The organism is Methyloceanibacter superfactus, assembly GCF_001723305.1.
Classification (GTDB): Bacteria; Pseudomonadota; Alphaproteobacteria; order Rhizobiales; family Methyloligellaceae; genus Methyloceanibacter; species Methyloceanibacter superfactus.
On the sequence record NZ_LPWF01000033.1, the window covers coordinates 14,478 to 38,293 of the forward strand.

Here is a 23,816-nt window from a genome sequence, read left to right on the forward strand (position 1 = left end):
TCGGCCGCCCGCACGGTCACAGGAGTAGCCCATAGCTAACGCGTGCGTGGAATGCCCAGATAGCGCGTGGTGCCCCGGCGGATGAAGCGGGTCGGGATCTTGCCGCGCAGGAAATGATCGAGCCGCGCGAAGAAGCCGACCGGATAACGGAATTTCGGGCTCTTGGCTTCGAGCGCGGTGGCGATCGCCTCCGCCACCTCCTGCGGGTCGCGCGCCGTCTTGGCCTCGTGCTGGTCGGCGCCGCGGAACACCTGCTCAAGCCAGGGGAGATATTCGCTGTCTTCCGGCAGGATGCGCGGCGTGCTGCGCCAGATCTCCGTGCGGTAAGGGCCGGGCTCGACCAGGATGACGTGGATGCCGAAACCGTCGAGCTCGAAGGCGATCGACTCGGCCCAACCTTCGAGCGCCCATTTCGAGGCGCAGTAGATCGAGTTGGCCGGCTGGCCGGCAAACGCCGCTTGGCTCGAGACCATGACGATGCGGCCGTGCTTCTGCGCGCGGAATGTCGGTAGCAACACCCGCGTCAGGGCCAGAACGCCGAAGAAATTCGTCTCCATCACCCGACGGATGTCGGCGTCGGGCATGTCCTCATGCGCCCCGGCGACCGCCACCCCCGCATTTTGCACGACCGCGTCGAGCGAACCGCCGGTCTCGGCCAGGACCGCGGCGACCGCAGCTTCAATTGATGCGGGATCGTTGACGTCGAGTTGCAGGAGGGTGACTTGGCTTTCGACGCCGGCCTTCTTCAGCCCGCGCTCGAGCCGATCCTTCTTGGCCAGGTCGCGCATGGTGGCGAACACGCGCCAGCCTTTCGCGGCAAGAAGCTCGGCCGTGACGCGCCCGATGCCTGTCGATGTGCCGGTGATGAGAACCGTTGGCATTTACCCTCCTGCCGATCGCTTGCCCGCTTTCCGCGCCCGGCTATGGTAATCGAGAAGCACAGTCTGTTGCCAATTTGTTACAGACACTCTTGGTGGTCAGCCCTATTTTTGCCCCTGATCTTGACCGGCATATTTGCTTCATGACGACCGATACCGACAGCGCCCGTAGACTGGCTCGCGCCGATGCCGGGGCCTCCGCGCCCCACGCGAAAGACGCGGCCAAGCCCTCCCTCTTCCGCCGCGACAGTCTGCTGGCGACCTGGCGCTATATGTCGGCCAATGTCCTCCTGGCGCTCGGCGCGGGCTCGCTGGTCGTTGGCGGCTATGCGCCCTTCCTGGTTATCGCCGTGGCCATGGCCGTCGCATCCTTCGCCGACGAGGCCAGCGGCGACGACCGCATCACGCTGAGCGACCGCGCCCGCGCCTTCTGCAATTTCAATCTCTATTTGTCTCTCCCGCTGATCAGCCTGTTGGCCATTCTGCTCGTGCGGTTCGCCGCGGAGCGCCCGAACCCTCTTGAGTGGCCGCTGGAATGGATCGGCGCCTTGTGGGTGACGGGCTATCTCTTTGCCCTGGTCGGCGCCACGGTCGGCCATGAGCTCACCCATCGGCCCGGCACGCTGGCCAAGCTGGTCGCGCAGATCCTGCTCGGCTTCACCGGAAATTCCTCCTTCGCCATCTATCATGTCTATGTCCATCACCGGCAGGTGGGCACCTTTGACGATGCGTCGACGGCGCGGCGCGGCGAACGCTTGCGGACTTTCGTGGCGCGGGCTTTGGTGCAGCAATTCGCTCAAGCCGCGCAGGTCGAGGCGGCACGCCTGCGCCGCAAGGGGCTCACCGTTTGGTCCTGGCACAACCGGCTAATCCAGGCGCATCTCGCGCCGCTGTCGATCCTCGTGCTTGCGCTGATCCTCGGGGGGCCCGCCGGTCTCTTGGCGATCTTCCTCGCCGGCCTGCTCGGGCGCCTATTCCACGAGCTCATCAACTATGTGCAGCATTTTGGGCTGGTGCGCGTCGAGAATACGCCGATCCGGCCGCATCACAGCTGGGACAGCTACCGGACGATCTCCAACATCCTGCACTACAATCTGCCGCGTCACTCCGACCATCACATGTTCGCCACCAAGCCGTTTTGGCAGCTGGACGCACCGGACAACGCCCCGATGCTGCCCTACGGCTACCAGACCATGGCGTTCATCGCGCTTACGCCCCCGCTCTGGCGGCGGATCATGCGGGAGCTGTTGGTGGACTGGGACAAGAACTTTGCCAGCGATGCCGAGCGCGAGATTGTGCGCGCCCGCGGCTGGGAAGGCCTCGCTTAACGACGTCGCGCATAGGGCGTGCGGTTTCGGATCACCGCGTCTACTGATCCCGTCATGCGCCGCGACGTGTTCTTGAACAACAAGGAGGCGATGCTGGAAGTGCTCGGCCACTTTTGCGAATGTGGTCTTAGCCGGGCCGGCTGACGGCACGGCCAGTTTCAAGGCTCGTGCCCACTACCTGACTCAACGGGGGAGTGACTTGATCAAATATCTGAGCCAACTCATACAAAACTACCTAGACGCCTGGACGAGCAGCATTTTCAAGACCGGAAAAGACGGGCGCAAACTGTTCTTTCCGAGGGGGGTATTGGGCCGCGGTTACGTCATTGCCTCGGAGCAGGACTACGAACGCCTAGTGCGGCAAACCAAGGCCCTTTGCGTCGTCGGGCTGGTTCTGGGAATTGGCTTCACGACGCTAGGTGTCCTCCTAGAGAGGTACCTCGCGCTCTTCATCGGCGCAGCGGTTCTACTATTTCTCTACCACATGGCTGTGGTCCCATACCTTGTGCGTGGCATGCAGCCTTCCGACGAAAGACTGTCGCTGAAAGGGGCCTACACCTCCGAGGCAATTACGCTCAAACCGGCTCACCTGTGGTGGCTTGAAATTGGCTTGCTTGCCGGTGTCGGTGTCGGTGTTGTCACGCTTATCGTCGACCCAGCTAACTGGCTCACCGCGCTCGCCTTGATCGTCCTTTGTGGTTTCCTCGCGGCCTTTGGTATGTGGATGATCATCCTGCGGCGGCGCGCGAGCGGTCAGGAGGCGCCACACTCATGACTTGCGGGCGGCCACGCGTTGACGACCGCATGTCCTAGATCGGAGCAAAGTCAGGACAGGGCGCTACATGACTGAGCTTTGGGTCTTCGGATACGGCTCGCTGATGTGGCGGCCGGGCTTTCCCCATGACATGCAAACGCCGGGTCTGCTCCGGGGCGCCCACCGCGCGCTTTGCGTCTATTCCGTCGTGCACCGCGGCACCCACGAACAGCCGGGTCTCGTGCTCGGACTCGACCGCGGCGGCGCTTGCCGCGGCGTGGCCTTCCGCGTCAGCAAAGGCGCCGAGGAAGCGACCGTCGCGTATTTGCGCGATCGCGAACAAGTCACCGAGGTCTATCGCGAAGCCTACCGCCCCGTGCGCCTGCTCGACGGCTCGGGCCGGACGGTGCGCGCCCTCACCTTTCTCGCCAATCCCAGTCACGCCCAATATGCCGGCAGGCTCAGTCTCGACGAGCAGCTCCGCATCGTGCGGACCTGCTGCGGCGAAGCGGGCGACAATGTCGAATATGTTCTGAACACGGTGCGGCATTTGGAGGAGGAAGGCGTGCATGACGTCGGCCTGGCGCACCTCGCCACGCACTTGAGGCGCAACGCCTAGCCGGCTGGCTTGGCCGGCTTGGAGGGCGCGGCGGGTTTCGTCTCGCCGGCATCCTTGGCAAGTTCCGGCTTGCCGAAGAAATAGCCCTGCATGTAGGAGACGCCCGCCTTCTCCAACAGCTTCATGGTCCGCTCGTCGCCAACCCACTCGCCGACGGTGACGACGCCGAAGCTGCGGGCAAGATCGATCAGCGTGCGCACGAACATTTCGTCCTCGGCGTCGTTGCCGAGATTCTGGATGAACGAGCCGTCGATCTTGACCATGTCCACGCCGAGTTGGCGCAGGGACCGGAACGAGGTGTAGCCGGCGCCGAAATCGTCGAGCGCCACGCGGCAGCCGAGCTCCTTCAGGGCCGTGACGAATTTCACCGCCGCCTTCACGTCGGAGATGGCGGTCGTCTCGGTGATCTCGATGGTGAGGCGCTCGGTTAGCGAACGGTCCTTGCCGGTGAAGCCTTCGAGCCCAGCCATCCATTGCGGGTCCGTCGCCGTCGCCGCCGATACGTTGAGCGCCAGCTTGATCTTGGGCGAGGCGCGCAAGAGATCGATCGCCAGCTCAAGCACGCGATAATCGATCAGCTTGGCGAGGCCGAACTGCTCGGCCACGCCGATGAACTCACTCGCGCTGATCACCGTGCCGTCGGTCCGCCGCATGCGGAGCAGGCATTCGTAGACCTCAGGCTCGTGGCTACGCGAGGTGACGATCGGCTGGAGCGCGATCATCATGCGGCGGTCGTTCAGAGCGCGGATGATCTCGTCGGCGATGGCCACTTTATGCCGGCGTTCCGACTCGTGCCGCTCGCAGGGAACATATTGGCAGTACTGGTCGCCGCGGTTGCTGCGTCCGGTATCGAGCGCTTGTAGCGCGTGGCCGATGGCGCTCCGGGCGCTCGAGGCGTTCTCGGGAATGATCACCGCGCCCACGGAGATCGTCGCCGCCACCGCGCCGACGCTGGTGTCGACGACGCTCGAGCTGATCGCCTCCATGAGGCGGCGGGCAATCGCCTCGATACCGTTGGTGTCGCAATCGTGCAGCACGATGCCGAATTTGTTGGATGAGAAGCGTCCGATGCAATCCTTACCGCGCAACACGCGGCCCAAGCGCCGGCCCACCACGGTGATCACCTCGTCGCCGACATCGAAGCCATAGGTCTCGTTGATCAGGGTCAGGTCGTTGACCCCGGCCAGCAAGAAGGCGCCATTGATGGGCGAGCGGGACGCATTCGACAGAAGCGTCGTCAGAGCCTCGGTCAACCGCGTCCGGTTGAGTTGGCCGGTGAGCTCGTCATGATTTGCGGCGGGGTGTTGCCGCTCCTGCTGGCGCCGGTCGGCGATGACCCGCAGCGTGCCTTGCGCCTGCATGGGGCGTCCGTCGGCATCGGTGAAGCAAACACCCGTATCCTCGACCCAGAGGGCCCTCTTGCCCCGGCGCCCCTCGGGCAGGAGCCGGTAGTGCAAGCAGTAATGCAGCGCCGCGCCTGGCGTGGCATGCGGGCCGCCGGTGACGCCGTCGTAACGCGCGCCGGCATGCTCGGCATCGATGTGTAAGGCGAAAGCCCGCCCACGGCGAAGTTTGGCGATGTCGTCCACGCCGAGCACGACTCCGGCGTTGTCCGCCCAGTCGATCGTGTCGCCGGCGACGTCCCAGCGGTAGGCCGTGGCATGCACGCTCTCCAGAACCTGGTCGAGATCGAGCGGCCCCTGTTCCGGCGACTCGCCACCAAGCTGACCGAAATCCGCGACGCCGGCATTTCCCGGTTGGCGCGAAGGAACACCGCCGCCTCCGGCAAACTCGTTAGAGGATGCAACCACTGACCGCCCCCATTTTGCCCCACGGACCCACCATGGGAGCGCCATTCGGCGCCTCGGTTTATTGATCGGGAGGCTAGGCGATAAGGTTTAAAAAAGCCGAAAGCCCGGCCTCCCTTTAAGGATCCCCGGCGCAGCTTTACCGGCCTGGAGCCCCTCGAACGGCGGCTTTCATGTAGCTTGGTTGATGAATGCTTGCGGAATTGCCACAAGGGCCATGGCAGGCCTTGGACGCGCGAAAACGCCCGCCGCCCAAGGAGCGGCAGGAGAAGCGCAGCAAAGGAGGTTGATGAGGCGGCCGCCAGGCGCAAACGCGCGGCGGCTTAGGCCTCTTCCTTGATCACGATCACCTGACGGCCGCGATAGCGCCCGGACTTCAGGTCGATGTGATGCGGCCGGCGTAGCTCGCCGGAGTCCTTATCCTCGACATAGGTCGGGGACTCCAATGCATCGGCGCTACGCCGAAAACCCCGCTTCATGCGGGAGGTTTTTCTTTTAGGAACAGCCATAGTCGTAAAGCCTCAAAGTCGTAAAATCTCAATTCGCCCACGCGGTCCCGCGGGGAGCCTGTCTCAGCCCTTTAGGGGCCTGTCTTCGTGCCCTCATCGGGCTGTCTTGGCGCCCTTATAAGGGCAATCTTTTCCCCTGGCCAGGGCTCACAACCACCCTTTTTCAGGGCTTCAAGACGCACTGGGCCCGCTTGACCATATAGGGCATGCGGCCCTCCACGGCATTGGCGACCAGAAGCATCCTCCGGCTGGGCTTGGCGGGGTTGCGCAAACGGGGGTTCGGCAGCGCCGCGGCGAGCAGAACGGCCTCCCGCCGGGTGAGCGCGGAAGCGGGCTTGCGAAAGTAGTACCGGCTGGCCGCCTCGGCCCCGTAGAGCCCTGGTCCCCATTGGGCGATGTTGAGATAGACCTCCATCATGCGCCGCTTGGGCCAGATCGCCGTCATGAGATAGGCGAACGGGACCTCCAGGGCCTTGCGCACATAGCTGCGCTCATTCCACAGATAGAGATTCTTGGCCGTCTGCATGGAGATCGTGCTCGCGCCGCGCACCCCCTTCAGGCTATGGGCCGCCTCGACCGCGTCCTTGACCGCCGCCCAGTCCACGCCCCAGTGAGCGCAGAACCGGCCGTCCTCGCTCGCCACCACCGCCAAGCGCAGATTGGGCGAGATCTTGTCGAGCGGCACCCAGTGGCGCTTCAGGGTCGCGCCTCTCAGCTTGTCGGCGAGCATGACCGGGGTGATCGGCGGAGTGACGAAGCGAAACACGACGATGGACAGCAAGAGCGCGCCGGCAATGACGAGCAATGCCAACGCTACACGCCGCAGCCATGGATGATGCTTGCGCCCGCCAGCCCGTCCCTTGCCGCGCTTTCGAGCTCCTGAAGCCGCCGATACCGCCATGGAATCGGGTTGTACCTCCCGGCCCCCGCCTGGAGCAACGCCGGATTGCGCGGAACCCACGGGGGGTTTGCCGCCGGACCCCGCCTCCGTTATCCCTGTCCCCCAAGATGACCTTCCCGCAAGAGCTCGAACGCACAGCATCGGCCATCGAGCAACGGCTCGGCGCCCACCTGGCCGCCGTCCAGGGCGCCCCGCAAAGCGGCACGGCGCTGGCCGACGCCATGCGCTATGCGGCGCTCGGCGGCGGCAAGCGCTTACGCCCGTTTCTGCTGATCCAGTCGGCGCGGCTGTTCGGCGTGGACGAGGCCCACGCGCTGGATGCGGCCTGCGCCCTTGAATGCATTCATTGTTATTCGCTGGTGCATGACGACCTCCCGGCCATGGACGACGATGCGGTGCGCCGCGGCCGGCCGACCCTCCATATCGCATTCGACGAGGCGACGGCCATCCTTGCCGGCGATGCGCTGCTCACGCTCGCCTTCGAGATTCTGAGCGCGCCGGCGACCCACGCGGATGCGGCGGTCCGCGCCGAGCTCGTGCTGATGCTCGCGCGCGCCAGCGGGTGGCAGGGCATGGCGCTCGGTCAAGCGCTCGATCTGTCCGCCGCGCACCGCGCTTTCACGCCCGAGGATACGGTGACCATGCAGACGCTGAAGACCGGCGCCTTGTTCCGCTTCGCCTGCGAGGCGGGCGCCGTGCTTGGCGGCGCCGACGGCCGCGGCCGGGCGGCCCTCACCGCCTATGCGGCCGCCTTCGGTCGAGCCTTCCAACTGGCCGACGACCTGCTCGATGCGCAAGGCGACGCTGAAGCCATGGGCAAGGCGGTGGCCAAGGATGCGGACCAGGGCAAGGCGACGCTCGTGGCCCTGCTCGGGATCGAGGGCGCCAAAGCGCGGCTTGCCGGTCTCGTGGCGGAAGCGGAAGATGCGCTCGCCCCCTTCGGCGATGAGGCGGCCATGCTGATCGACGCCGCCCGCTTCGTGGCCGAGCGCCGCGCGTAAAGTGTCCGGCAGAGCTAGAACTTGACGGAGGCCTTGAGCCCGGCCGCGTGCACGGCGATGCGGTCGCCGAAATGCCCGTCATAGAAGATGCGCAGCGCGCTATCCTCGGTATCGATCATCTCGATCCCCGCCGCCACGTCGGCCTGCACCTCGTCCGTGGCCGCGGCGATGGTGAAAGGCGCGACGCCAGACGGCGCGCCGGAGAAGGAGGCCGACACGGTGACGTCGTCCTCGCTGTACCAAGTGAGCCCGCCGCGCAGGAAGGGCCGCACCAGCGTGCCGTTGGCCCACCACCATTCGGTGCCGACCTCGAGCGCCGGCGAAATGCTGAACACCGTGTGGTCGTCGCCACGCACCAGCAAGCTCGCGCCGCCGGCGCCGGTCTCCCGCACATCGTCGAGCGTCACGCCGGTCGCCGCGGCATCGAGCATCGGCTTGTAGTAGAGGCCGGGATCGCCCAGCACGTAGCTCGCATGCAGGCGGCCTTGCAGAATGTCGATCTCGTGATCGGCCCGCGCGGTCTCGGTGAAGCCGCCGAAATCCATCGGCCGCGTCGTGTCGTACCAGCCATGCCCGCCGCTGAGCACGCCGGCCAGGAGCAGCGCGCCGGGATTGTATTTGAGCGCAACGCCGCCTTGCAGCTGATCGCCTTCGCTCTCCGCGAGGGAATTGGTCTGCAGCGTGCTCGACTGATAGCCGGCACCGAGCCCGAGCCGCCAGACCGGGTTGAGCGCGAACTGCGCCCCGCCGGCGAACTGCACCGCGGTCTCATCGAAGCCGATATCCTCGAAGGTGTCGTCGCCCTCGACGAAGCGACCCTTGCCGCCCACCCACAGACACTGCCCTTCCTTGTTAATGGCGGCGGTCTCCATGCCGTTCACGTGGCAACTCAATAGGCTGTTGGAGAAGTCAAAGGCCGAGTAGAGCGCGGCGATCTCCGCATCGGCGTAGATCTCCGGCGACAGCTGATCGAGCGCGTCGGCGTAAGCGTTGAGGGTGAACACGTTGAACAAGCCGCCGAAGACGGGCCCCAGCGTGCCGACCCCGGCGCCAAGCACCTGATTGAGATTGTTGCCGATATGCGTCTGGTTGCGATTGAGGCCGGCCGGCGCGAAGTTCACATCGATGCCGAGCACCACGTCGTTGGCGTTGGGGAACAGCAGCTCGGCCTGCAAGGCCGGGCTCGCCAGCAGACCGAGCCCGTTGTCGGTCGTGCCGCCGTCCGCCGACAGGATGACGAATTCCTGCTTGAGCAAGGCCGGGTTCTGCACGGCGACCTTCACGGTGCCGTCGAGCTTCGCGGTCCCCGAGACGTTCACGCGGTCCGTCGTGGCGTTGCCCAGGTTCAAATCCACGGCGAACGTGCCGCCGCTCGTCTGCACCATATTGCCGGTCAACGCCGTGGTGCGCACCTTGCCCACGCCGCCCGGCGCCAGCGTGCCCGCGTTGCGCAAGAGATTGCCATCGCCAATGAACGCGACCGTGCCGGTGTTGAACAGACCGCCGGACCGGTTGTTGAACCGGTTGGCGCCGGGGCCGAGATGCACATTGCCGGTGACCGTGCCGTAGTTGTTGACGATCTCCGCGCCCGGCCCCTCGCCCTCGATGGCGTTCTCGCCCATCGTGGTGATGGTGCCAAAATTGAAGAGCCGGTTGGTGGTGCCGCCATCGAAATCGATGCCGTCGCCCGAACCTGGGCCGCCGGTGATGGTGCTGCCACGCTTGATGGTCACGAAGCTTTCCCCGTAGCCGGCGTTCACGTCGATGGCGTCCGAGCCGTTGCCGGTGACCGTGATGTCGCCGCTCTGCGTTATGCTGATCGGCCCGCCGCAGCAAATCTCCGCGTAGATGCCGTCGGCGTATCTGCCACTCGTTCTGATCGTGCCGGTGTGGTTGACCGTGAGCGCGCCCCCCAACGTGAAAGCCGAGATGCCGTAAGCGTAGTGGCCGCTGGTGGTGATGTTGCCGGTCTGCTTGACCGTCACGTCGCCCCCGTAGGAGATCGCGGTGATGCCGTTGGCGTCATAGCCATGGGTGGTGATGTTGCCGGTCTGCCTGACCGTGATGTTTCCAGAAGGCGAAAAGGCGCCGATGCCGTAAGAGCCATCGCCATGGGTCGTGATATTGCCGGTCTGGTTGACGGTGATGTCGGCGACCGGACTGAACGCGTTGATGCCCATGCGCCGTCGCCGTGGGTGACGATCGATCCGGTCTGATTGACAGTGATGGGCCCGCCGAAAGCGGTGGCGTAGATGCCGTCGCTATACACGCCTTGCGTCGTGATCGTTCCGGTTTGCTTGACGCTGACGCGGCCGTAGCCGGTGGCGTAGATGCCCTCGCTCCCGTACCCGCGCGTCGTGATATTGCCCGTATGATCGACGATGGTGCTGGCGACGCCGTCGGCGTAGATGCCGCGGGCATAGTCGCCGCGCGTGATGATGTCGCCCGCGTGCGTGACCTTGACGTTGCCGTTATAGGAATAGGCCTCGATACCATCGGCGTTGTCGCCGGTGGTCGTGATCGAGAACGGCCCGGTATCGGAATTGATGGTGACGTTGCCGTCGCTGCCGAAATAGATGCCGTCGATCATCGAAGCCGGGGCGATGTCCCGGGTGACGCCATTGACATTGAGGGTGCTGAACGTGTCGGCCGGGGCGCCGACCTGATCGATAGCGATGCCGGCGGAGACATTGCCGGAGCAGGTGACCGTCGAGCCCGAGACGGTGTTGCACGGGGCTGCCGGCGGCACGACCTGCGCCTGGGCGGGGCGCCCATACCCGCACAGCAGCATACCCGCCGCGACTGTGCCGAGCAGTGTGGAACGCCGAAGACCGGTTGGTTTGGACTGGATGGCAGCACGAGCGATCGTGAGATCGCCTGTGAGCGAGACAGACGCTTGACAACGCGGTCCGGCCGCTTTGCGGTTCCGGCCCATTCACCCCCTGAAAACAGTCGATGCGCGGCCCCCTCGCGCTCCCAATCTGTAGAACCGGGACCCGCCCCGGTCCACGGCAATTTTCCGGTCAGCCGCACTTCACTGGAACCCTGTGATATTTGGGTGACAGGAAACTTTGCCCGCCATGGTTCTGGTTATCCGGAGCCGGCACTACTTTTCCCCGCGCGCTCACCGACTTGGCCTGTCGCAAAGGGCGCGCTTGAGGAAACCTGCGAATCCGGATCGAATGGCGCCCATGGCCACGACGCCGCAGCCTTCATATCGCTTGCGGGACATGCGGGTTTCCCGCTTCCTCCAGGCGCGCTGGCGATTCGTCTTCGCGGTGATTCTCGGGTTGGCGCTCGGCGCGGTCCTGCCGAACAGCTATCATCTCACGTCGCGCTTCTTGATCGGCTTCGACGCTGGCGTGGCGCTCTATCTCCTGCTGGTGGTCGTCATGATCCTGCGCTCGGATCCCGACCGGGTGCGCCGCGAATCGCCGCTGCAGGACGATGGCCGCGTCGCCATTCCCATTCTCACCGTGGCCGCCGGCATGACGAGCCTCATCGCCATCGTGTTCTGGCTGCGCACGGCATCGCAGAGCGAGAATATTCAGCCCGGCCTTCTCGCGCTGCTGTTTGTCACCACCTTGCTGTCGTGGCTGTTCATCCACACCATGTTCGCGCTGCATTACGCCCATGAATATTACGCGGAGCATCGCGGGGCTGGTGGCGGCATGCGCTTTCCCGGCGGCGACAAGCCCGGCTATTGGGACTTCGTCTATTTCGCTTTCGTCATCGGGACCTCGACGGCGGTCTCCGACGTGGCAGTGACCTCGGCCACCATCCGCAAGACCGTGACGACACACGGCCTCGTCGCCTTCGTCTTCAATGTCACGATGATCGCGCTGACGGTGTCGATCGCGGGCGACGCGATCTCGATCAAGTAGGCGCGGGGCGCTAGCGTCTACTCCGCCGCGCTGCGGCCCATGGCGCCGGTGCCGTAGCGGCGCTCGATATAGTCGAGCACCATCTGCTTGAATTCCGCCGCCGCCCCCGGTCCGCGCAGCGTCGTCACCTTCTCGCCGTCGATGAACACCGGTGCCGCCGGCGACTCGCCGGTGCCGGGGAGCGAGATACCGATATCGGCATGCTTGGATTCGCCCGGCCCGTTGACGATGCAGCCCATCACCGCGACGTTGAGCGTCTCCACGCCGGGATAGCGGCGCTTCCACTCCGGCATCTGGTCGCGGATGAAATCCTGAATGTCGCGGGCGAGCTCCTGGAACGTGGTGGACGTGGTGCGCCCGCACCCCGGACACGCCGCCACCAGCGGCACGAAGGCGCGGAAGCCCATGCTCTGCAAAAGCTCCTGCGCCACCTTCACCTCGAGCGTGCGGTCGCCGTTCGGCTCCGGCGTCAGCGAGATGCGGATCGTGTCGCCGATACCTTGCTGGAGCAGGACGGAAAGTGCCGCCGACGAAGCGACGATGCCTTTCGAGCCCATGCCGGCCTCGGTCAGCCCGAGATGCAGCGCGAGGTCGGACCGCGCCGCCAGCATCGCATAGACGGCAATGAGGTCCTGCACCGCGGAAGACTTGGCCGACAGCACGATTTTATCGGCGCCGAGCCCCAGCTCCTGCGCGCGCTCCGCCGAGATCAGCGCCGACTGCACGATGGCCTCGTGCATCACTGCGCGCGCGTCCTTCGGGTCGGGACTTTGCGCGTTCTCATCCATGAGACGGGTGAGCAGATCCTGGTCGAGGCTGCCCCAGTTGACGCCGATGCGCACCGGCTTGTCGTGGCGGAGCGCGATCTCGATGATCTGGGAGAACTGCTTGTCGCGCTTGTCCTTGAAGCCGACATTGCCGGGATTGATGCGGTATTTGGCGAGCGCTTCCGCGCAAGCCGGATACGCGGCGAGCAGCGTGTGGCCGTTGTAATGAAAGTCGCCGATCAGCGGCACGTCGACCCCGAGCGCCGCGAGCTGGTCGCGGATCTCAGGTACCGCCGCGGCGGCCTCTGCCCGGTCCACGGTGATGCGCACGAGCTCCGAGCCGGCCCGCGCCAGCGCCGCCACTTGCGTCACCGTCGCGCCCACATCCGCCGTGTCCGTATTGGTCATGGATTGGACGACGATGGGGGCACCGCCGCCCATGGTCACGCCGCCGATCCGGACCGCTATGGTACGCTTGCGCGCTTTCATCTCCATGGCGCCAGGATACATCACATTTGTGGAGGCCGCGCTACCGCCCGGATCTCAGGGTTTCCCGCGCTTTTCCGCACAGCCAGGCTCCGCACCGACAGGACCGCATCTGCAAGAAGCGCCGCGGCCGCGACCGCCGAGGCCGCACTGAGCGCCGTGGCCGGGTCTGCCGTGCGGTCCGCCGTCAGGGCTTGCGCCGCCTCGAGCAGGACCGCGAAAGGCAGCAGCACCGCCGCCACCGCCATCGGCCGCGGCCAGGCGAGACAGGCGAATATCGTCAGCCCGAAAAAGGCGAGGAAATGCTCCACCAGCCAGTGCAGCCCGAGGCGGAATTGCCACTCAGGCGGCCCCAGCGCCGCGAACACGATGGCGCCGGCCAGCACCGCAAGTATGAACCACAGCGACCTGCGCAAGTCAGGCAACGCGAAGCAAAACCTGGCGATCGTTTCTTGGCTCGCGTCTGTCCACAGGCGCCTCCAGCTTAGAAAGAAAGGGAAAGACCGCCCGTGACGAGGTCCTGGTCCGGCCCATAGCCGCGGAGAAACTGAACACCGGCGAAGGCCTCCCAGCGAGGGCCCAACGCGATCGAAGGCACAAATGCGATCGAGTTGCGGGTCCCGTCGTCGTATTCGATCAACGCGTAACGTCCGGTGAGCGTGATTCTATCGGTCGGCGAATAGGCCAGCTCGGTCGCCAAGCTGTTTCGCGCGAATCCATCATTATTCTCATAGGCCTCGAACTGCGTCATTTCCTGAAGATCAACATGGGTTTCCAGGCCAACGGGGTCACGGCTGAAAAACGAATGACTGCCGAACACGGTGAGCTCGAGCTTTCCGGTCTCGATAGCGAACCCTCCGAGCAGCATCACATGGTCGATGTCCGTGGGTCTCTCCGTCGCTTCGTCAATGGCCTGCACGCTCGCATAGACCGGACCGAGAAATGGCGTGACCGTAGCTTCATCTCCGAGAGAGAAACGCCGGGAGCCGCGCAATCCAATCGCCCAGGCATGTTGCTCGTCGACGGGTATGTAGGTGAACGAATAGGCTTCCAAGCCAAACCCACTCGTGAAGTCCTGGTGGAAGGTCGCGCCAAGCGACGGGAATACTGGTCCGCCGGTTTCTTCCCGGACGAAGTGCCCGTTGAGTCCTATTTCCTGGTTTTCGTTTAGCGGGGCATGGAGATGCATCCCACCATGAAGATAGCCTCGCCGTCCGGCATAGAACTCGGTCCCAAACTCGACGCCGGGTGGTTCCTCCATCGCGGTATCGCCTTCCTCGGCGAGTGTCGCGGTTCCCGGCGACCCAAGGGCCGCGAGCCACAGGGTCATCAACCAAAAACGTCTGCCGGTATAGGGAAGAAGACAGAGCAGTCGTTCTTGAATCACGTGTTCGGCCCCCCGATGAATTGCCAGCTCAAGACGATAGCGCCGCGGTGAGCGCTCCGACATTGTGCTTGAACATGCCGAGATAGGTCGGCGCCGGACCGTCGGGCCCGACAGCGCGTCGGAATAGAGCACGCCGCCGATCTTGGCGCCGGTCTCCCGCGCGATCTGATCGAGCAGGCGGCGGTCGGTGACATTCTCGATGAACACCGCCGGGATATGCTCGGCGCGGATCTGGCGGATGATCTTGGCCACGTCCTGGGCCGAGGCCTCGCTCTCGGTGCTCACGCCCTCCGGCGAGATGACCTCGAGCCCATAGGCATCGGCGAAATAGCCGAAGGCGTCATGAGAGGTGATGATCTTGCGGCGGGCCGGCGGCAGATTGGCGATGGCCGCCTTGACCGCCTTGTCTTCGGCGTCGATGGCGGCCAGGTATTTGGCGGCGTTCGCCTCATAGACGGCCTTGCCGTCCGGATCGGCGGCGATCAGCCCGTCGCGGATATTCTCCACATAGAGCTTGCCATTGGCGAGGCTCTGCCAGGCATGGGGATCGGTCACCACCGCCGCGTCATGGTCCTCGTCGTCGTGGTCCTCGCCCTTGGCATGGTCGTCGTGATCGTCCTCCGCATCGGCGCCATGATGGTGGCCCTCTTCTTCCACCATGGTCAGCGGCTTGACGCCCCCGCTCGTCACCACGAGCGTGCCTTTGAAGCCCGAGGCGTTCTCCAGCCGCTCCATCCAGCCTTCGAAGCCAAGCCCGTTGACGAAGAAGATGTCGGCGCCCGCCAGCATCTTGGCGTCGGCGGGTGTCGGGCTGAACACATGGGCGTCGCTGTCCGGTCCCACCAGCGTCGTGACCTCGACCCGGTCGCCCCCCACCTGTTTCACCATGTCGCCGAGAATGCTGAACGACGCCACGGCCTTGACCGTGTCGGCGGCCTGCGCACCGCAGGTCAGGCCGAGCAGTACAAGGACAGTCCCCAAGAGTGTGATGAAGCGATTGCGCATGACGCGACTCCTTGAGCGTTGGATCAGGCTTCGAGATGCTTGCGCGGCATCAGCCGCCACAGGACGCCGCCTTTGACGCCGACAAGCATCGACAGGAAATAGAAGGCGCCGCAGGCGAGAATGACCGCGGGGCCGGTGGGCACGTTCAGGTAGTAGGACATCAGCAGCCCGGTGACGCTGGCGGCGAAGGCGGTCGCCACAGCCACGCCGATCATTCCCGACACGTCCTCGGCCCAGAACCGCGCCGCCACCGCCGGCAGCAGCATGATGCCGACGGCCATCAGCGTGCCGAGCGCCTGGAAGCCGGCGACGAGATTGAGCACCACCAGCAACAGGAACAGCAGATGGGTCGGCGAGCTCAACGGGCTCACCGAGCGCAGGAACTCCGGATCGAAGCATTCGAGCACGAGCGGCCGGTAGATCACCGCCAGCGCCACGAGCGACACCGTGGCGATGCTGGCGATGAGCAGGAGCGCCGCGTCGTCGAGCGCCAGCACCGTGCCGAACAGCACATGCAGGAGGTCGACATTGCTGCCGCGCACCGACACCAGCATCACGCCGAGCGCCAGAGACACCAGATAGAACCCGGCCAGGCTCGCATCCTCGCGCAACACCGTGGAGCGGGCGACGAGGCCGGCGGCGAGCGCCACGGCGAGGCCAGCGGCGAAACCACCGAGACTCATGGCGAACAGCGACAGCCCGGCGAGCAGATAGCCAATGGCCGCGCCCGGCAGGATGGCGTGGCCCATGGCGTCGCCCATGAGGCTCATGCGCCGCAAGACGAGGAACACGCCGATGGGCGGCGCCGTCAAAGAGATGGCGAGGCAGCCGACCAGCGCCCGCCGCATGAAGGCGAACTCGATGAAGGGCTGGACGAGCGTGTCGATCATGCGGTCTCGCGCTCCAACTCCTCGTCGCGCTCGCAAATCTCCGCGTGGCTGTCGAAGGCCTCGGTGAGTGTGCGCGATTTGGCGAGATTGGCCGGCGTCAGAACCTGTGGCGTTTTTCCCCAGGCCACGACCTCGCGCGCCAGCAGCAATGTGTCGGGAAAATGCGCGCGCACCTGCTCGATGTCGTGCAGCGCGGCGAGCACGGTACGCCCCTCGCGATGCCAACGCTCGATGAGCGCGATGAGCTCGGCGACGGTTCTGGTGTCGACGGCGCGGAACGGCTCGTCGAGCAGGATCACCGCGGCGTCTTGCAGAAGGAGCCGCGCGAACAGCATGCGCTGGAATTGTCCGCCCGACAGCGAGCCCACCGGCCGGTCCGCGAGTTCCACCAGGTCCACCGTGCGAAGCGCGCCGATCACGGCTTGCTTGTCGCGCGCGCGCAATCCGCGCCAGGCGCCGATGGTGCGCCACAGCCCCATGGCGACGCAGTCGAACACCGAGATGGGAAAGGAGCGGTCGATCTCGATGACTTGCGGCAGATAGGCGATGTCGCGCTTGCCGAGACCGTCGAGGCTCAGACTGCCGCTCAAGGGCTTGAGCTCGCCGACAATGCCCTTCAGCAGCGTCGACTTGCCGGCGCCGTTCGGACCCACCACGGCCAGAAGTTCGCCGCGGGAGATCTCGCCGCTGATGTGGTGCACGGCCGGGTGCCGGTCATAGCCGAGCGTCACGTTGTGAAAGCTGATGGCGGGCGCGGTCGTCTTCATCGCAGCGCCCAATAGACCGCGAGCCACAGTAGACAAACAGCCGCCGCCACGATGGCGAGCCGGGCCGGCACCGACAGGCGCAGGAGCGAGACGCCGCGCGCGGGCGTAACAGACTCGTGCCGCTCCACTGCTCCCTGCGACGCCATGACGATCGGTCCCTGTGTCTTATGTCTTGTGTCTTAGGCCGACGCAGCCGGACGGCAGCTTTGGCACAGCCCGGCCAGTTCAAGCGTCACCTGCTCCGGCGCAATCTCATCCGGCGCCAGCGCCAGCAGCCCGGCCTGGTCCTCGTCGGAAAGCGAAATCTCGACGACCTTGTCGCAAGCCCGGCAGATGGCGAAGGCGAACTTGCCGTCGCAGGCGCCGTGATCGCAGGCGACGAAGGCGGAGCGCGACTGGAGGCGGTGCACCATGCCTTTCCGCATGAGGTCGTTGAGCGCGCGGTAGACCGTGGGCGGATGGGAAATGCCCGTTTTCCGCACCCGGTCGAGAATGGCGTAGGCGCTCATGGGCTCGTTGGCATCGCGCAAACAGGACAGGATCTCGTTCTGATTGCGCGACAGCTTGGGCGCGTGGTCGTGATGATGGGCGTTCATGGCTGATGATATAACATAACAGCGAGACCGCCCGTCAAGGACCAATATGAGGAACCGTGGGCGCCGGCCGTCGTTTTCTAGGGTGAAAAAGCCGCCGGGCTAAACCCGCGCGCAAGAGCCCCATCAATAGGGATAAGGAAACGCCCATGCTGAGAGCACTCACCATCATCGTGGTGGCAATTGGTATCGCCTTCCTCGCTTGGTCCTTGATTGTCATGTCCGGCGGTCGGGACTGGCTGATGACGTCGCGGACCGCGGAGACCAAGGTCGCCGACACGGCGGCGAAGGATGCGAAGGCCGAGCCGAAAGACCAGCCGAAGGATGAACCCGAAGCGGAGGCGAAAGACGAGCCCAAGGACGCCCCCAAGGACGGCGAAGCCGCGCCCGATGCCGCCATGGCAGCCGATGGCGGCGATGCTGCGGCAACGCCCGAGGGCGAGGCCGCCGGCGGCGTGGATCCGGCGGGCAATCCGGCCGAGACGGCCAAGCGCCGAGAAGGGCAGCCTGAAGAGCCCCTACCGCGACAACTACGAGTCGGTGGCCGAGGAAGGCCACAAGAAGTTCATGGCCGCCGGCTGCAACGGCTGCCATGGCGGCACCGGCGGCGGCGGCATGGGTCCGCCTCTGTCGAACGAGGTCTGGATCTACGGCAATGACGGCGACACGCTCTTCCGTCTCATCGCCCTCGGCAGCGACGGCCTGAAAGAGCAAGGCTATGTGCGCAAGGGCTCGGAGAACGTGGTCGGGCCGATGCCGCCTCATGGCGGCATCGTGAAATCCAACGACGATATGTGGAAGATCATCGCCTGGATCTGGTCGATCAATCCGCCGGACAAGAAGGCCGCCTCGGCGCAGTAGCGCTTTTACCGTCACGCCGCGCACCGCGCACTTTCGCGAGGCTCGGCGTGGCCGGCGCGCCGAAGGTGCGGCGGAAATCGCGGGCAAAATGGGCTTGGTCGGCAAAGCCCGCTTCATGGGCGGCGGCGGTGAGATTGCCGCCGTTCAAGACCACGCCGATCGCCGCCCGCATGCGGCACCAGGCGCGGTAGCGGCGGAAGGGCACGCCAAGCTCTCGCGTGAACACATGCTGGAAGCGCGACGGCGACAACCCGACCGCGTGCGCCACCACCCCGACGCGGTGAAGATCCCCGTAGCTCTCATGCAAGGTCTCGACGACGCGCGCCATGCGCGAATCGAGGGGGCGTGTGCCGCGGCCGGCGAAGCCGAGCAGGATCGTCCAGACCGCGCGGCAGCCAGGACAGGCTGTCGCTGTCCTCATAGATGCTCCGCAGCACGGCGATCTCTCCGTCATTTCCCACGCGCGCGCCGCGCATGTCCTCCGCCTGATGCACGAGGCGTGACAGGCGGTCCGCGCCGGCACTTGCCTCGGCGTAGAGAACGGCAAGCGGCTCGCCTGCCATGTCGAACTCGTAGGCGACACCGGCGGGGATCGCCGCGGTCCGGCAGGCGCGCCAGGTACACCCTTCGATGCGAAGCGCGAACTTGCCATAGAGGCCGGCGAGAAAAACCGGCGTGCTGTGCCGATGGCGCGCATTGCGGCCGAGCGACCCGGCGAACAGCGCCCGCGAACGGTCGAGATACCAGAGCGGTTTGAGTTCGGATGGATCTGACACAGCACGTTCGTTCAAGCGGGCTTCGGGGCGGCGCCGATAGTCTCGCGCCATGTCGCAAATGGAAAGACCGCAAATGCCCAAACTTACGACCAACCGCCGCCGGCTCATTGCCGGCGCGGGCGCGCTGACCTTGGCGCCTCTTGCCGCCGCTCTCGCCCCACGCCGCGCCTTGGCCGCAGCCCCGATGCTCGGCGTCTCGCAGCCGACCTATTACCGCTTCAAGCTGGGCGATTTCGAGGTGACGACGATCTCCGACGCGGCCGCGTTCATCGACGGGCCGTGGCCTCTCATCGGCGGCAACGCCACGCAGGCCGAGGTCGATCAGGTGATGCGCGACGACCTGCTACCGACGAATAAATACCGGCCGGGATTCACCCCCATGATCGTCAACACCGGCCGCGAGCTCATCCTGTTCGACACCGGCAATGGCGAGCGCGGCTTCGTCCCGCGCCCCGCCGGCGGTTGGCTCAAGGCTCAGCTCGGCCCCGCCGGTTTCAAACCGGAGGAGATCGACGTGGTGGTGCTCTCCCATGGCCATCCCGACCACATCGGCGGCGTGATCGAGAAGGGCCGGCCGCTCTTCCCCAACGCGCGCTACGTGATCGGTGACAAGGAGTACGGCTTTTGGGCGGGTGACAAACCGGCTGGCGATTTGCAGCCCTTCGCCGCCTTGTTCCGCGACTATGTCGTGCCGCTCGCCGGCAAGACCACCTTCCTCAAGCCGGGCGATGACGTGACGCCCGGCATTCGCGCGATAGAAGCCTATGGCCATACGCCCGGCCACCTCGCCTTCGACATCGAAAGTATCGGCAAGCGTCTCGTGTTCTGGGGCGATTGCGCCCATCACCAGGTCGCCTCGCTGGCGCGCCCCGATTGGCATTGCGTGTTCGATGTCGACAAGGCGCAAGGGGCGAAGACCCGCGCCCGCATGTTCGACCGGGTGGCGACGGACCGTGTGGCCGTCAGCGCGTTTCATATGCCGTTTCCCTCTCTCGGCTATGTGGAGCGGCGGAAAGAGGGCGGCTATCGCTGGATTCCCCAGTCCTATCAGCTCGACCTTTAGGACGACGCTAGGGACTTGATCGGCAAGGCCTTTCGGCGTGCAATGCGGCCATGCCGGCCCGAATCGACATCGTCGAAGGCGATATCACCTCCCTCCCCGTCGATGCCATCGTCAACGCCGCCAACGAGGCGCTGGCGCCGGGCGGCGGCGTGTGCGGCGCCATTCACCGCAAAGCGGGGCCTGAACTGGCGGCGGCTTGCGCTAGCTCGGCGGCTGCCCCACCGGCGAGGCCAAGATGCGCCGGCTTTCGCCTGCCCGCCCGCCATGTGATCCACGCCGTAGGCCCGGTATGGGGTGGCGGCGAGCGGGGCGAAGGCAAGCTGTTGGCGGATTGCTATCGGAACGCGCTCAACCTCGCCGCCGAGACCGGGCTGAAATCGATCGCCTTCCCCGCAATCTCCACCGGCATTTACGGCTTCCCCGCCGACCGCGCCGCCTTCATCGCCGCGCGCACCGTGCGCGAGACGCTTCGCCAGCGTCCTGGCATCGAGCGCGTCGTGTTCTGCTGCTTCGGCCGCGAGTCCTACGAGCTGCACGAGGCGGCGCTCGCCGCCACGGCGCCGCAAGACTGATCCCATGGCGAAACAGGACGCGCCCGTCATCGTCTGGTTCCGCCGCGACCTTCGCCTTGCGGACAATGCCGCGCTCACGGCCGCCGTGAGATCGGGCGCGCCGCTCCTCCCCCTCTACATCCTCGACGACGAGACGCCGGGCGATTTTCGAATGGGCGGCGCGTCGCGCTGGTGGCTGCATGGGAGCCTCGCAGCGCTGAACGACAGTCTCGGCGGACATCTCGTGCTGCGTAAAGGACCGGCGGCGAAAACTCTCGCCAGCCTTCTCGACGAGACCGGCGCGACCGCCGTGCATGCCTCGAAGGGTTACGACCCGTGGGACGCCGCCCTCGAGGACACGATCGCCAAGCTCTGCGACGGAAAAGGCGCCGCGCTTCATTTGCATCCCGGTGCGCTTCTCTTCGCGCCGGATTCCATTCAAACGGGAAGCGGCCAGCCCTATCGCGTGTTCACCCCGTTCTGGAAAGCCTGCCTCGCCGCGCCGGCGCCGGCCTCGCCGCTGAAAGCGCCGAAGCTTGAAAAATTCGCGAACGCCAAGAGCGAGTCTCTAAGCAGCTTCAAACTTCTGCCCACCAAGCCCGACTGGGCGGGCGGCTTGCGCGCCGCGTGGACGCCCGGCGAGGCAGCGGCGCAAGCGCAGCTCGCGGCGTTCATCGATGACGGAGTCGCGGGATATGCAAACAGTCGCGACAGCTTCGAGCCTGACGCGACCTCGCGCCTGTCGCCGCATCTTCATTTCGGCGAGATCAGCCCGAACCAGGCGTGGCATGCGGTGCGCTATGCGAGCGATGCGGCCCCGGGCGTGGCCCAAGGGGCGCAAGCCTTCCTGCGGCAGATCGGCTGGCGCGAATTCTCGCATCATCTGCTGCACCACTTCCCTGCCATGGCCACGGCGCCGTTGCGGCCCGACTTCGCCGGCTTCCCATGGCGCAACGACGAGGCCTCACTCGCCGCGTGGCAGCGTGGAGAGACCGGGTACCCCATCGTCGATGCCGCCATGCGCCAGCTCTGGCACACGGGCTGGATGCCGAACCGCACGCGTATGATCGTCGCATCCTTTCTGGTGAAGCATCTGCTCATCCCCTGGCAGACGGGCGCGGCCTGGTTCTGGGACACGCTGGTCGATGCCGACCTCGCCAACAACGCCGCGGGCTGGCAATGGGTCGCCGGTTGCGGCACCGATGCAGCGCCCTATTTCCGCGTGTTCAATCCCGTGCTGCAGGGCCGGAAATTCGATGCCGGCGGCGACTATGTGCGGACCTGGGTGCCGGCGCTTGCGAACCTGCCCGCGCCCGACATTCATGCGCCATGGGAGACTCCCGACCTCATCCTGGCGCAAGCAGACGTTGCGCTGGGCGGCAACTATCCGAAGCCAATCGTCGATCACGCCGCCGCGCGGGCCCGTGCGCTGCGCGCTTTCGACACCATCCGCCGCTGAACGGCGGCCAAATGACTCATGTCAGCACCCCCTGCGGCCATGCACCTCCTAGGCTTCTGGGTCAAAGCCAGGTACTCTGCCCGCAAGTGAATGAGTCGCCATCGAAGGCGGCCTTCTGACTGGGCAGGTGGGAAACGAACGATGTCCGAGCTCGACCCGCTACTTCTCTCGCGCATCCAGTTCGCCTTCACGATCTCCTTCCACATTATTTTTCCGTCCTTCACCATCGGCTTGGCCGCGTGGCTCATGGTGCTCGAGGCGTTGTGGCTGAAGACCGGCAAGCAGATCTATGCCGACATCTCCCGCCATTGGACCAAGATCTTCGCCGTATCCTTCGGCATGGGCGTCGTCTCCGGCGTGGTCATGTCCTACGAGTTCGGCACCAATTGGAGCGAGCTGTCGCGGCTCGGCGGCAACGTCATCGGCCCGCTCTTGTCCTACGAGGTGCTCACCGCCTTCTTCCTCGAGGCCGGCTTCCTCGGCATCATGCTGTTCGGCCGCGACCGCGTGCCGAAATGGGTGCATTTCTTCGCCACCTGCATGGTGGCGGCGGGCACGGCCATCTCCGCCTTCTGGATTCTCTCCGCCAATAGCTGGATGCAGACGCCGCAAGGCTACCGGGTCGCCGCGGACGGCGTGCTCCATGTCACCGACTGGTGGCAGGTCATCTTCAACCCGTCCTTTCCCTACCGCTTCGCCCACATGGTGGCAGCCGCCTATCTCACCACGGCCTTCGTCGTCTCCGGCATCGGCGCCTGGTACATCCTGAAAGACAAGAGCGCGGCCCACGGCCGCATCATGCTCGGCATGGGCTTGAGCCTCATCGTCTGGCTCGCGCCGCTGCAACTCGTCATCGGCGACCTGCATGGGCTCAATGCGCGCGAGCATCAGCCGGCCAAGATCGCCGCCGTCGAGGCCCATTGGGAGACGCGCCGCGACGCGCCGCTCGTCCTGTTCGCCTGGCCCGACGTCAAGACCGAAAGCAATCTCTACGAGATCGCCATTCCCGATCTCGGCAGCCTCGTCCTCACCCATGAATGGGACGGCGAGGTGCGCGGCCTGAAATCCTTCCCGGTCGAGGACCGGCCCGACCCGGTCATTCCCTTCTTCTCCTTCCGCATCATGGTCGGCATCGGCTTCATCATGATCGCGCTGGGCTTCACCGGCGCGGTGCTGTGGCTCATGGGCCGGCTCTACACAAGCCGCTGGTTCTTACGCGCCATGGCACTCGCCTCGCCGCTCGGCTTTATCGCCGTGCTCGCCGGCTGGTTCGTCGCCGAGGTCGGTCGCCAGCCCTGGGTGGTCTACGGCGTGCTGCGCACCGCGGACGCCGTCTCGCCGGTGCCCGGCGGCAGCGTGCTCACCTCGATCATCCTGTTCGTGATCGTCTACGGCATCGTGTTCGGCGCCGGCGTCTACTACATGGGCCAGCTCGTGCGGCGCGGTCCCGGCCAGACGCCGCCCGTGCCGGAGAAAGACGAGGCGGACCTGTCCCACAGGCCCATGGCCGCAGCGGGAAATCCATGAGG

Annotated in this window: 24 protein-coding genes and 2 pseudogenes; 10 read left to right on the top strand and 16 right to left on the bottom strand. The window is 65.6% G+C overall.

Translation table 11 applies throughout. The annotated features are described in order from the left end of the window. Window positions 1–35 precede the first annotated feature (35 nt). Window positions 36–881 (bottom strand): SDR family oxidoreductase, encoded by an 846-nt coding sequence (locus AUC69_RS13055; protein WP_069442537.1) that lies wholly within the window; start codon window positions 879–881, stop codon window positions 36–38. Window positions 882–1,021: 140 nt separating this feature from the next. On the opposite strand from AUC69_RS13055, the gene AUC69_RS13060 reads away from it, so the two are divergent. From AUC69_RS13060 to AUC69_RS13070, 3 genes are all read left to right on the top strand, one after another. Further along, complete coding sequence (locus tag AUC69_RS13060) at window positions 1,022–2,206, top strand: alkane 1-monooxygenase (RefSeq protein ID WP_069442538.1); 1,185 nt, start codon at window positions 1,022–1,024, stop codon at window positions 2,204–2,206. A gap of 199 nt (window positions 2,207–2,405) precedes the next feature. After that, window positions 2,406–2,981 (top strand): hypothetical protein, encoded by a 576-nt coding sequence (locus tag AUC69_RS13065; RefSeq protein ID WP_141700797.1) that lies wholly within the window; start codon window positions 2,406–2,408, stop codon window positions 2,979–2,981. 67 nt (window positions 2,982–3,048) lie between these two features. After that, on the top strand, window positions 3,049–3,579 hold the full coding sequence (locus AUC69_RS13070) for a gamma-glutamylcyclotransferase (RefSeq protein WP_069442540.1): 531 nt from the start codon (window positions 3,049–3,051) through the stop codon (window positions 3,577–3,579). On the opposite strand, the gene AUC69_RS13075 is transcribed toward AUC69_RS13070, so the two are convergent. The 3 genes from AUC69_RS13075 to mtgA all read right to left on the bottom strand — a co-directional run bounded on the left by AUC69_RS13075 (window position 3,576) and on the right by mtgA (window position 6,707). Continuing rightward, entirely contained in the window at window positions 3,576–5,390 is a 1,815-nt protein-coding gene (locus AUC69_RS13075) for a putative bifunctional diguanylate cyclase/phosphodiesterase (protein ID WP_069442541.1), read from the bottom strand. The genes AUC69_RS13070 and AUC69_RS13075 overlap by 4 nt on opposite strands. A 320-nt stretch (window positions 5,391–5,710) precedes the next feature. Beyond that, entirely contained in the window at window positions 5,711–5,896 is a 186-nt protein-coding gene (gene rpmF, locus AUC69_RS13080) for a 50S ribosomal protein L32 (protein WP_069442542.1), read from the bottom strand. Between the two features lie 163 nt (window positions 5,897–6,059). Continuing rightward, on the bottom strand, window positions 6,060–6,707 hold the full coding sequence (gene mtgA / locus AUC69_RS13085; RefSeq protein WP_244500257.1) for a monofunctional biosynthetic peptidoglycan transglycosylase: 648 nt from the start codon (window positions 6,705–6,707) through the stop codon (window positions 6,060–6,062). Between the two features lie 197 nt (window positions 6,708–6,904). On the opposite strand from mtgA, the gene AUC69_RS13090 reads away from it, so the two are divergent. Further along, window positions 6,905–7,798, top strand: coding sequence for a polyprenyl synthetase family protein (locus AUC69_RS13090; protein WP_069442543.1), 894 nt, complete (start codon window positions 6,905–6,907; stop codon window positions 7,796–7,798). A 14-nt stretch (window positions 7,799–7,812) separates the two neighbouring features. Here the strand turns inward: AUC69_RS13090 and AUC69_RS19440 are convergent, their stop codons facing one another. Further along, window positions 7,813–9,420, bottom strand: a complete 1,608-nt coding sequence (locus AUC69_RS19440; protein ID WP_342018601.1) for an autotransporter outer membrane beta-barrel domain-containing protein — start codon at window positions 9,418–9,420, stop codon at window positions 7,813–7,815. A 359-nt stretch (window positions 9,421–9,779) separates the two neighbouring features. Then, window positions 9,780–10,589 (bottom strand): hypothetical protein, encoded by an 810-nt coding sequence (locus tag AUC69_RS18725; protein ID WP_069442545.1) that lies wholly within the window; start codon window positions 10,587–10,589, stop codon window positions 9,780–9,782. Window positions 10,590–10,989: 400 nt separating this feature from the next. On the opposite strand from AUC69_RS18725, the gene AUC69_RS13105 reads away from it, so the two are divergent. Then, window positions 10,990–11,682: a DUF1345 domain-containing protein gene (locus tag AUC69_RS13105; RefSeq protein ID WP_158008117.1), complete on the top strand. Its 693-nt coding sequence runs from the start codon at window positions 10,990–10,992 to the stop codon at window positions 11,680–11,682. Between the two features lie 17 nt (window positions 11,683–11,699). Here the strand turns inward: AUC69_RS13105 and ispG are convergent, their stop codons facing one another. The 8 genes and pseudogenes from ispG to AUC69_RS13140 form a co-directional block, all read right to left on the bottom strand. After that, window positions 11,700–12,944: a flavodoxin-dependent (E)-4-hydroxy-3-methylbut-2-enyl-diphosphate synthase gene (gene ispG / locus AUC69_RS13110; RefSeq protein ID WP_244500265.1), complete on the bottom strand. Its 1,245-nt coding sequence runs from the start codon at window positions 12,942–12,944 to the stop codon at window positions 11,700–11,702. Between the two features lie 14 nt (window positions 12,945–12,958). Then, complete coding sequence (locus AUC69_RS13115; RefSeq protein WP_141700798.1) at window positions 12,959–13,351, bottom strand: VanZ family protein; 393 nt, start codon at window positions 13,349–13,351, stop codon at window positions 12,959–12,961. A 68-nt stretch (window positions 13,352–13,419) separates the two neighbouring features. Then, window positions 13,420–14,322, bottom strand: coding sequence for a hypothetical protein (locus tag AUC69_RS13120; RefSeq protein ID WP_158008118.1), 903 nt, complete (start codon window positions 14,320–14,322; stop codon window positions 13,420–13,422). Window positions 14,323–14,350: 28 nt separating this feature from the next. Further along, a pseudogene (locus tag AUC69_RS13125) lies at window positions 14,351–15,327 on the bottom strand (metal ABC transporter substrate-binding protein). 23 nt (window positions 15,328–15,350) lie between these two features. After that, complete coding sequence (locus AUC69_RS13130) at window positions 15,351–16,217, bottom strand: metal ABC transporter permease (protein WP_069442550.1); 867 nt, start codon at window positions 16,215–16,217, stop codon at window positions 15,351–15,353. Further along, a pseudogene (locus AUC69_RS13135) lies at window positions 16,214–16,897 on the bottom strand (metal ABC transporter ATP-binding protein); the annotation flags it as partial. The gene AUC69_RS13130 and the pseudogene AUC69_RS13135, both read right to left, overlap by 4 nt. A gap of 83 nt (window positions 16,898–16,980) precedes the next feature. Beyond that, window positions 16,981–17,130 carry a hypothetical protein gene (locus AUC69_RS17540; RefSeq protein ID WP_158008119.1) on the bottom strand — a complete coding sequence of 50 codons (150 nt, stop codon included), beginning with the start codon at window positions 17,128–17,130 and terminating at the stop codon, window positions 16,981–16,983. A gap of 33 nt (window positions 17,131–17,163) precedes the next feature. Further along, entirely contained in the window at window positions 17,164–17,580 is a 417-nt protein-coding gene (locus tag AUC69_RS13140) for a Fur family transcriptional regulator (protein WP_069442552.1), read from the bottom strand. A gap of 387 nt (window positions 17,581–17,967) precedes the next feature. On the opposite strand from AUC69_RS13140, the gene AUC69_RS16595 reads away from it, so the two are divergent. Further along, a complete protein-coding gene (locus AUC69_RS16595; protein ID WP_204377330.1) occupies window positions 17,968–18,438 on the top strand; it encodes a c-type cytochrome in 471 nt (156 codons plus the stop codon). Here AUC69_RS16595 and AUC69_RS18730 read toward each other — a convergent pair. Further along, complete coding sequence (locus AUC69_RS18730; protein ID WP_069442554.1) at window positions 18,401–18,766, bottom strand: helix-turn-helix transcriptional regulator; 366 nt, start codon at window positions 18,764–18,766, stop codon at window positions 18,401–18,403. The genes AUC69_RS16595 and AUC69_RS18730 overlap by 38 nt on opposite strands. Further along, the gene (locus AUC69_RS18735) at window positions 18,738–19,214 is read right to left on the bottom strand and encodes a hypothetical protein (protein ID WP_244500258.1); all 477 of its coding nucleotides are present in this window, start codon (window positions 19,212–19,214) and stop codon (window positions 18,738–18,740) included. Before AUC69_RS18735 ends, AUC69_RS18730 begins: the two co-directional genes overlap by 29 nt. A 73-nt stretch (window positions 19,215–19,287) precedes the next feature. Here AUC69_RS18735 and AUC69_RS13165 point away from each other — a divergent pair, with 73 nt between their 5' ends. From AUC69_RS13165 to AUC69_RS13180, 4 genes are all read left to right on the top strand, one after another. Continuing rightward, window positions 19,288–20,277: an MBL fold metallo-hydrolase gene (locus AUC69_RS13165; RefSeq protein ID WP_069442556.1), complete on the top strand. Its 990-nt coding sequence runs from the start codon at window positions 19,288–19,290 to the stop codon at window positions 20,275–20,277. Window positions 20,278–20,327: 50 nt separating this feature from the next. Then, on the top strand, window positions 20,328–20,849 hold the full coding sequence (locus tag AUC69_RS13170; RefSeq protein ID WP_069442557.1) for a macro domain-containing protein: 522 nt from the start codon (window positions 20,328–20,330) through the stop codon (window positions 20,847–20,849). 4 nt (window positions 20,850–20,853) lie between these two features. Continuing rightward, window positions 20,854–22,287 carry a cryptochrome/photolyase family protein gene (locus AUC69_RS13175; protein WP_069442558.1) on the top strand — a complete coding sequence of 478 codons (1,434 nt, stop codon included), beginning with the start codon at window positions 20,854–20,856 and terminating at the stop codon, window positions 22,285–22,287. Between the two features lie 141 nt (window positions 22,288–22,428). Continuing rightward, window positions 22,429–23,814, top strand: a complete 1,386-nt coding sequence (locus AUC69_RS13180; protein WP_069442559.1) for a cytochrome ubiquinol oxidase subunit I — start codon at window positions 22,429–22,431, stop codon at window positions 23,812–23,814. The last annotated feature ends 2 nt before the right edge of the window (window positions 23,815–23,816 follow it).

What these genes read in the sequence shown, in the direction of transcription:
- AUC69_RS13055 (WP_069442537.1), bottom strand. Translation starts at nt 881, where the DNA reads ATGCCAACGGTTCTCATCACCGGCACATCGACAGGCATCGGGCGCGTC.
- AUC69_RS13060 (WP_069442538.1), top strand. Translation starts at nt 1,022, where the DNA reads ATGACGACCGATACCGACAGCGCCCGTAGACTGGCTCGCGCCGATGCC.
- AUC69_RS13070 (WP_069442540.1), top strand. Translation starts at nt 3,049, where the DNA reads ATGACTGAGCTTTGGGTCTTCGGATACGGCTCGCTGATGTGGCGGCCG.
- rpmF (WP_069442542.1), bottom strand. Translation starts at nt 5,896, where the DNA reads ATGGCTGTTCCTAAAAGAAAAACCTCCCGCATGAAGCGGGGTTTTCGG.
- AUC69_RS13090 (WP_069442543.1), top strand. Translation starts at nt 6,905, where the DNA reads ATGACCTTCCCGCAAGAGCTCGAACGCACAGCATCGGCCATCGAGCAA.
- AUC69_RS19440 (WP_342018601.1), bottom strand. Translation starts at nt 9,420, where the DNA reads ATGGGCGAGAACGCCATCGAGGGCGAGGGGCCGGGCGCGGAGATCGTC.
- AUC69_RS18725 (WP_069442545.1), bottom strand. Translation starts at nt 10,589, where the DNA reads ATGCTGCTGTGCGGGTATGGGCGCCCCGCCCAGGCGCAGGTCGTGCCG.
- AUC69_RS13105 (WP_158008117.1), top strand. Translation starts at nt 10,990, where the DNA reads ATGGCCACGACGCCGCAGCCTTCATATCGCTTGCGGGACATGCGGGTT.
- ispG (WP_244500265.1), bottom strand. Translation starts at nt 12,944, where the DNA reads ATGGAGATGAAAGCGCGCAAGCGTACCATAGCGGTCCGGATCGGCGGC.
- AUC69_RS13130 (WP_069442550.1), bottom strand. Translation starts at nt 16,217, where the DNA reads ATGATCGACACGCTCGTCCAGCCCTTCATCGAGTTCGCCTTCATGCGG.
- AUC69_RS17540 (WP_158008119.1), bottom strand. Translation starts at nt 17,130, where the DNA reads ATGGCGTCGCAGGGAGCAGTGGAGCGGCACGAGTCTGTTACGCCCGCG.
- AUC69_RS13140 (WP_069442552.1), bottom strand. Translation starts at nt 17,580, where the DNA reads ATGAACGCCCATCATCACGACCACGCGCCCAAGCTGTCGCGCAATCAG.
- AUC69_RS16595 (WP_204377330.1), top strand. Translation starts at nt 17,968, where the DNA reads ATGCCGCCATGGCAGCCGATGGCGGCGATGCTGCGGCAACGCCCGAGG.
- AUC69_RS18730 (WP_069442554.1), bottom strand. Translation starts at nt 18,766, where the DNA reads ATGGCGCGCGTCGTCGAGACCTTGCATGAGAGCTACGGGGATCTTCAC.
- AUC69_RS13165 (WP_069442556.1), top strand. Translation starts at nt 19,288, where the DNA reads ATGCCCAAACTTACGACCAACCGCCGCCGGCTCATTGCCGGCGCGGGC.
- AUC69_RS13170 (WP_069442557.1), top strand. Translation starts at nt 20,328, where the DNA reads ATGCCGGCCCGAATCGACATCGTCGAAGGCGATATCACCTCCCTCCCC.
- AUC69_RS13175 (WP_069442558.1), top strand. Translation starts at nt 20,854, where the DNA reads ATGGCGAAACAGGACGCGCCCGTCATCGTCTGGTTCCGCCGCGACCTT.
- AUC69_RS13180 (WP_069442559.1), top strand. Translation starts at nt 22,429, where the DNA reads ATGTCCGAGCTCGACCCGCTACTTCTCTCGCGCATCCAGTTCGCCTTC.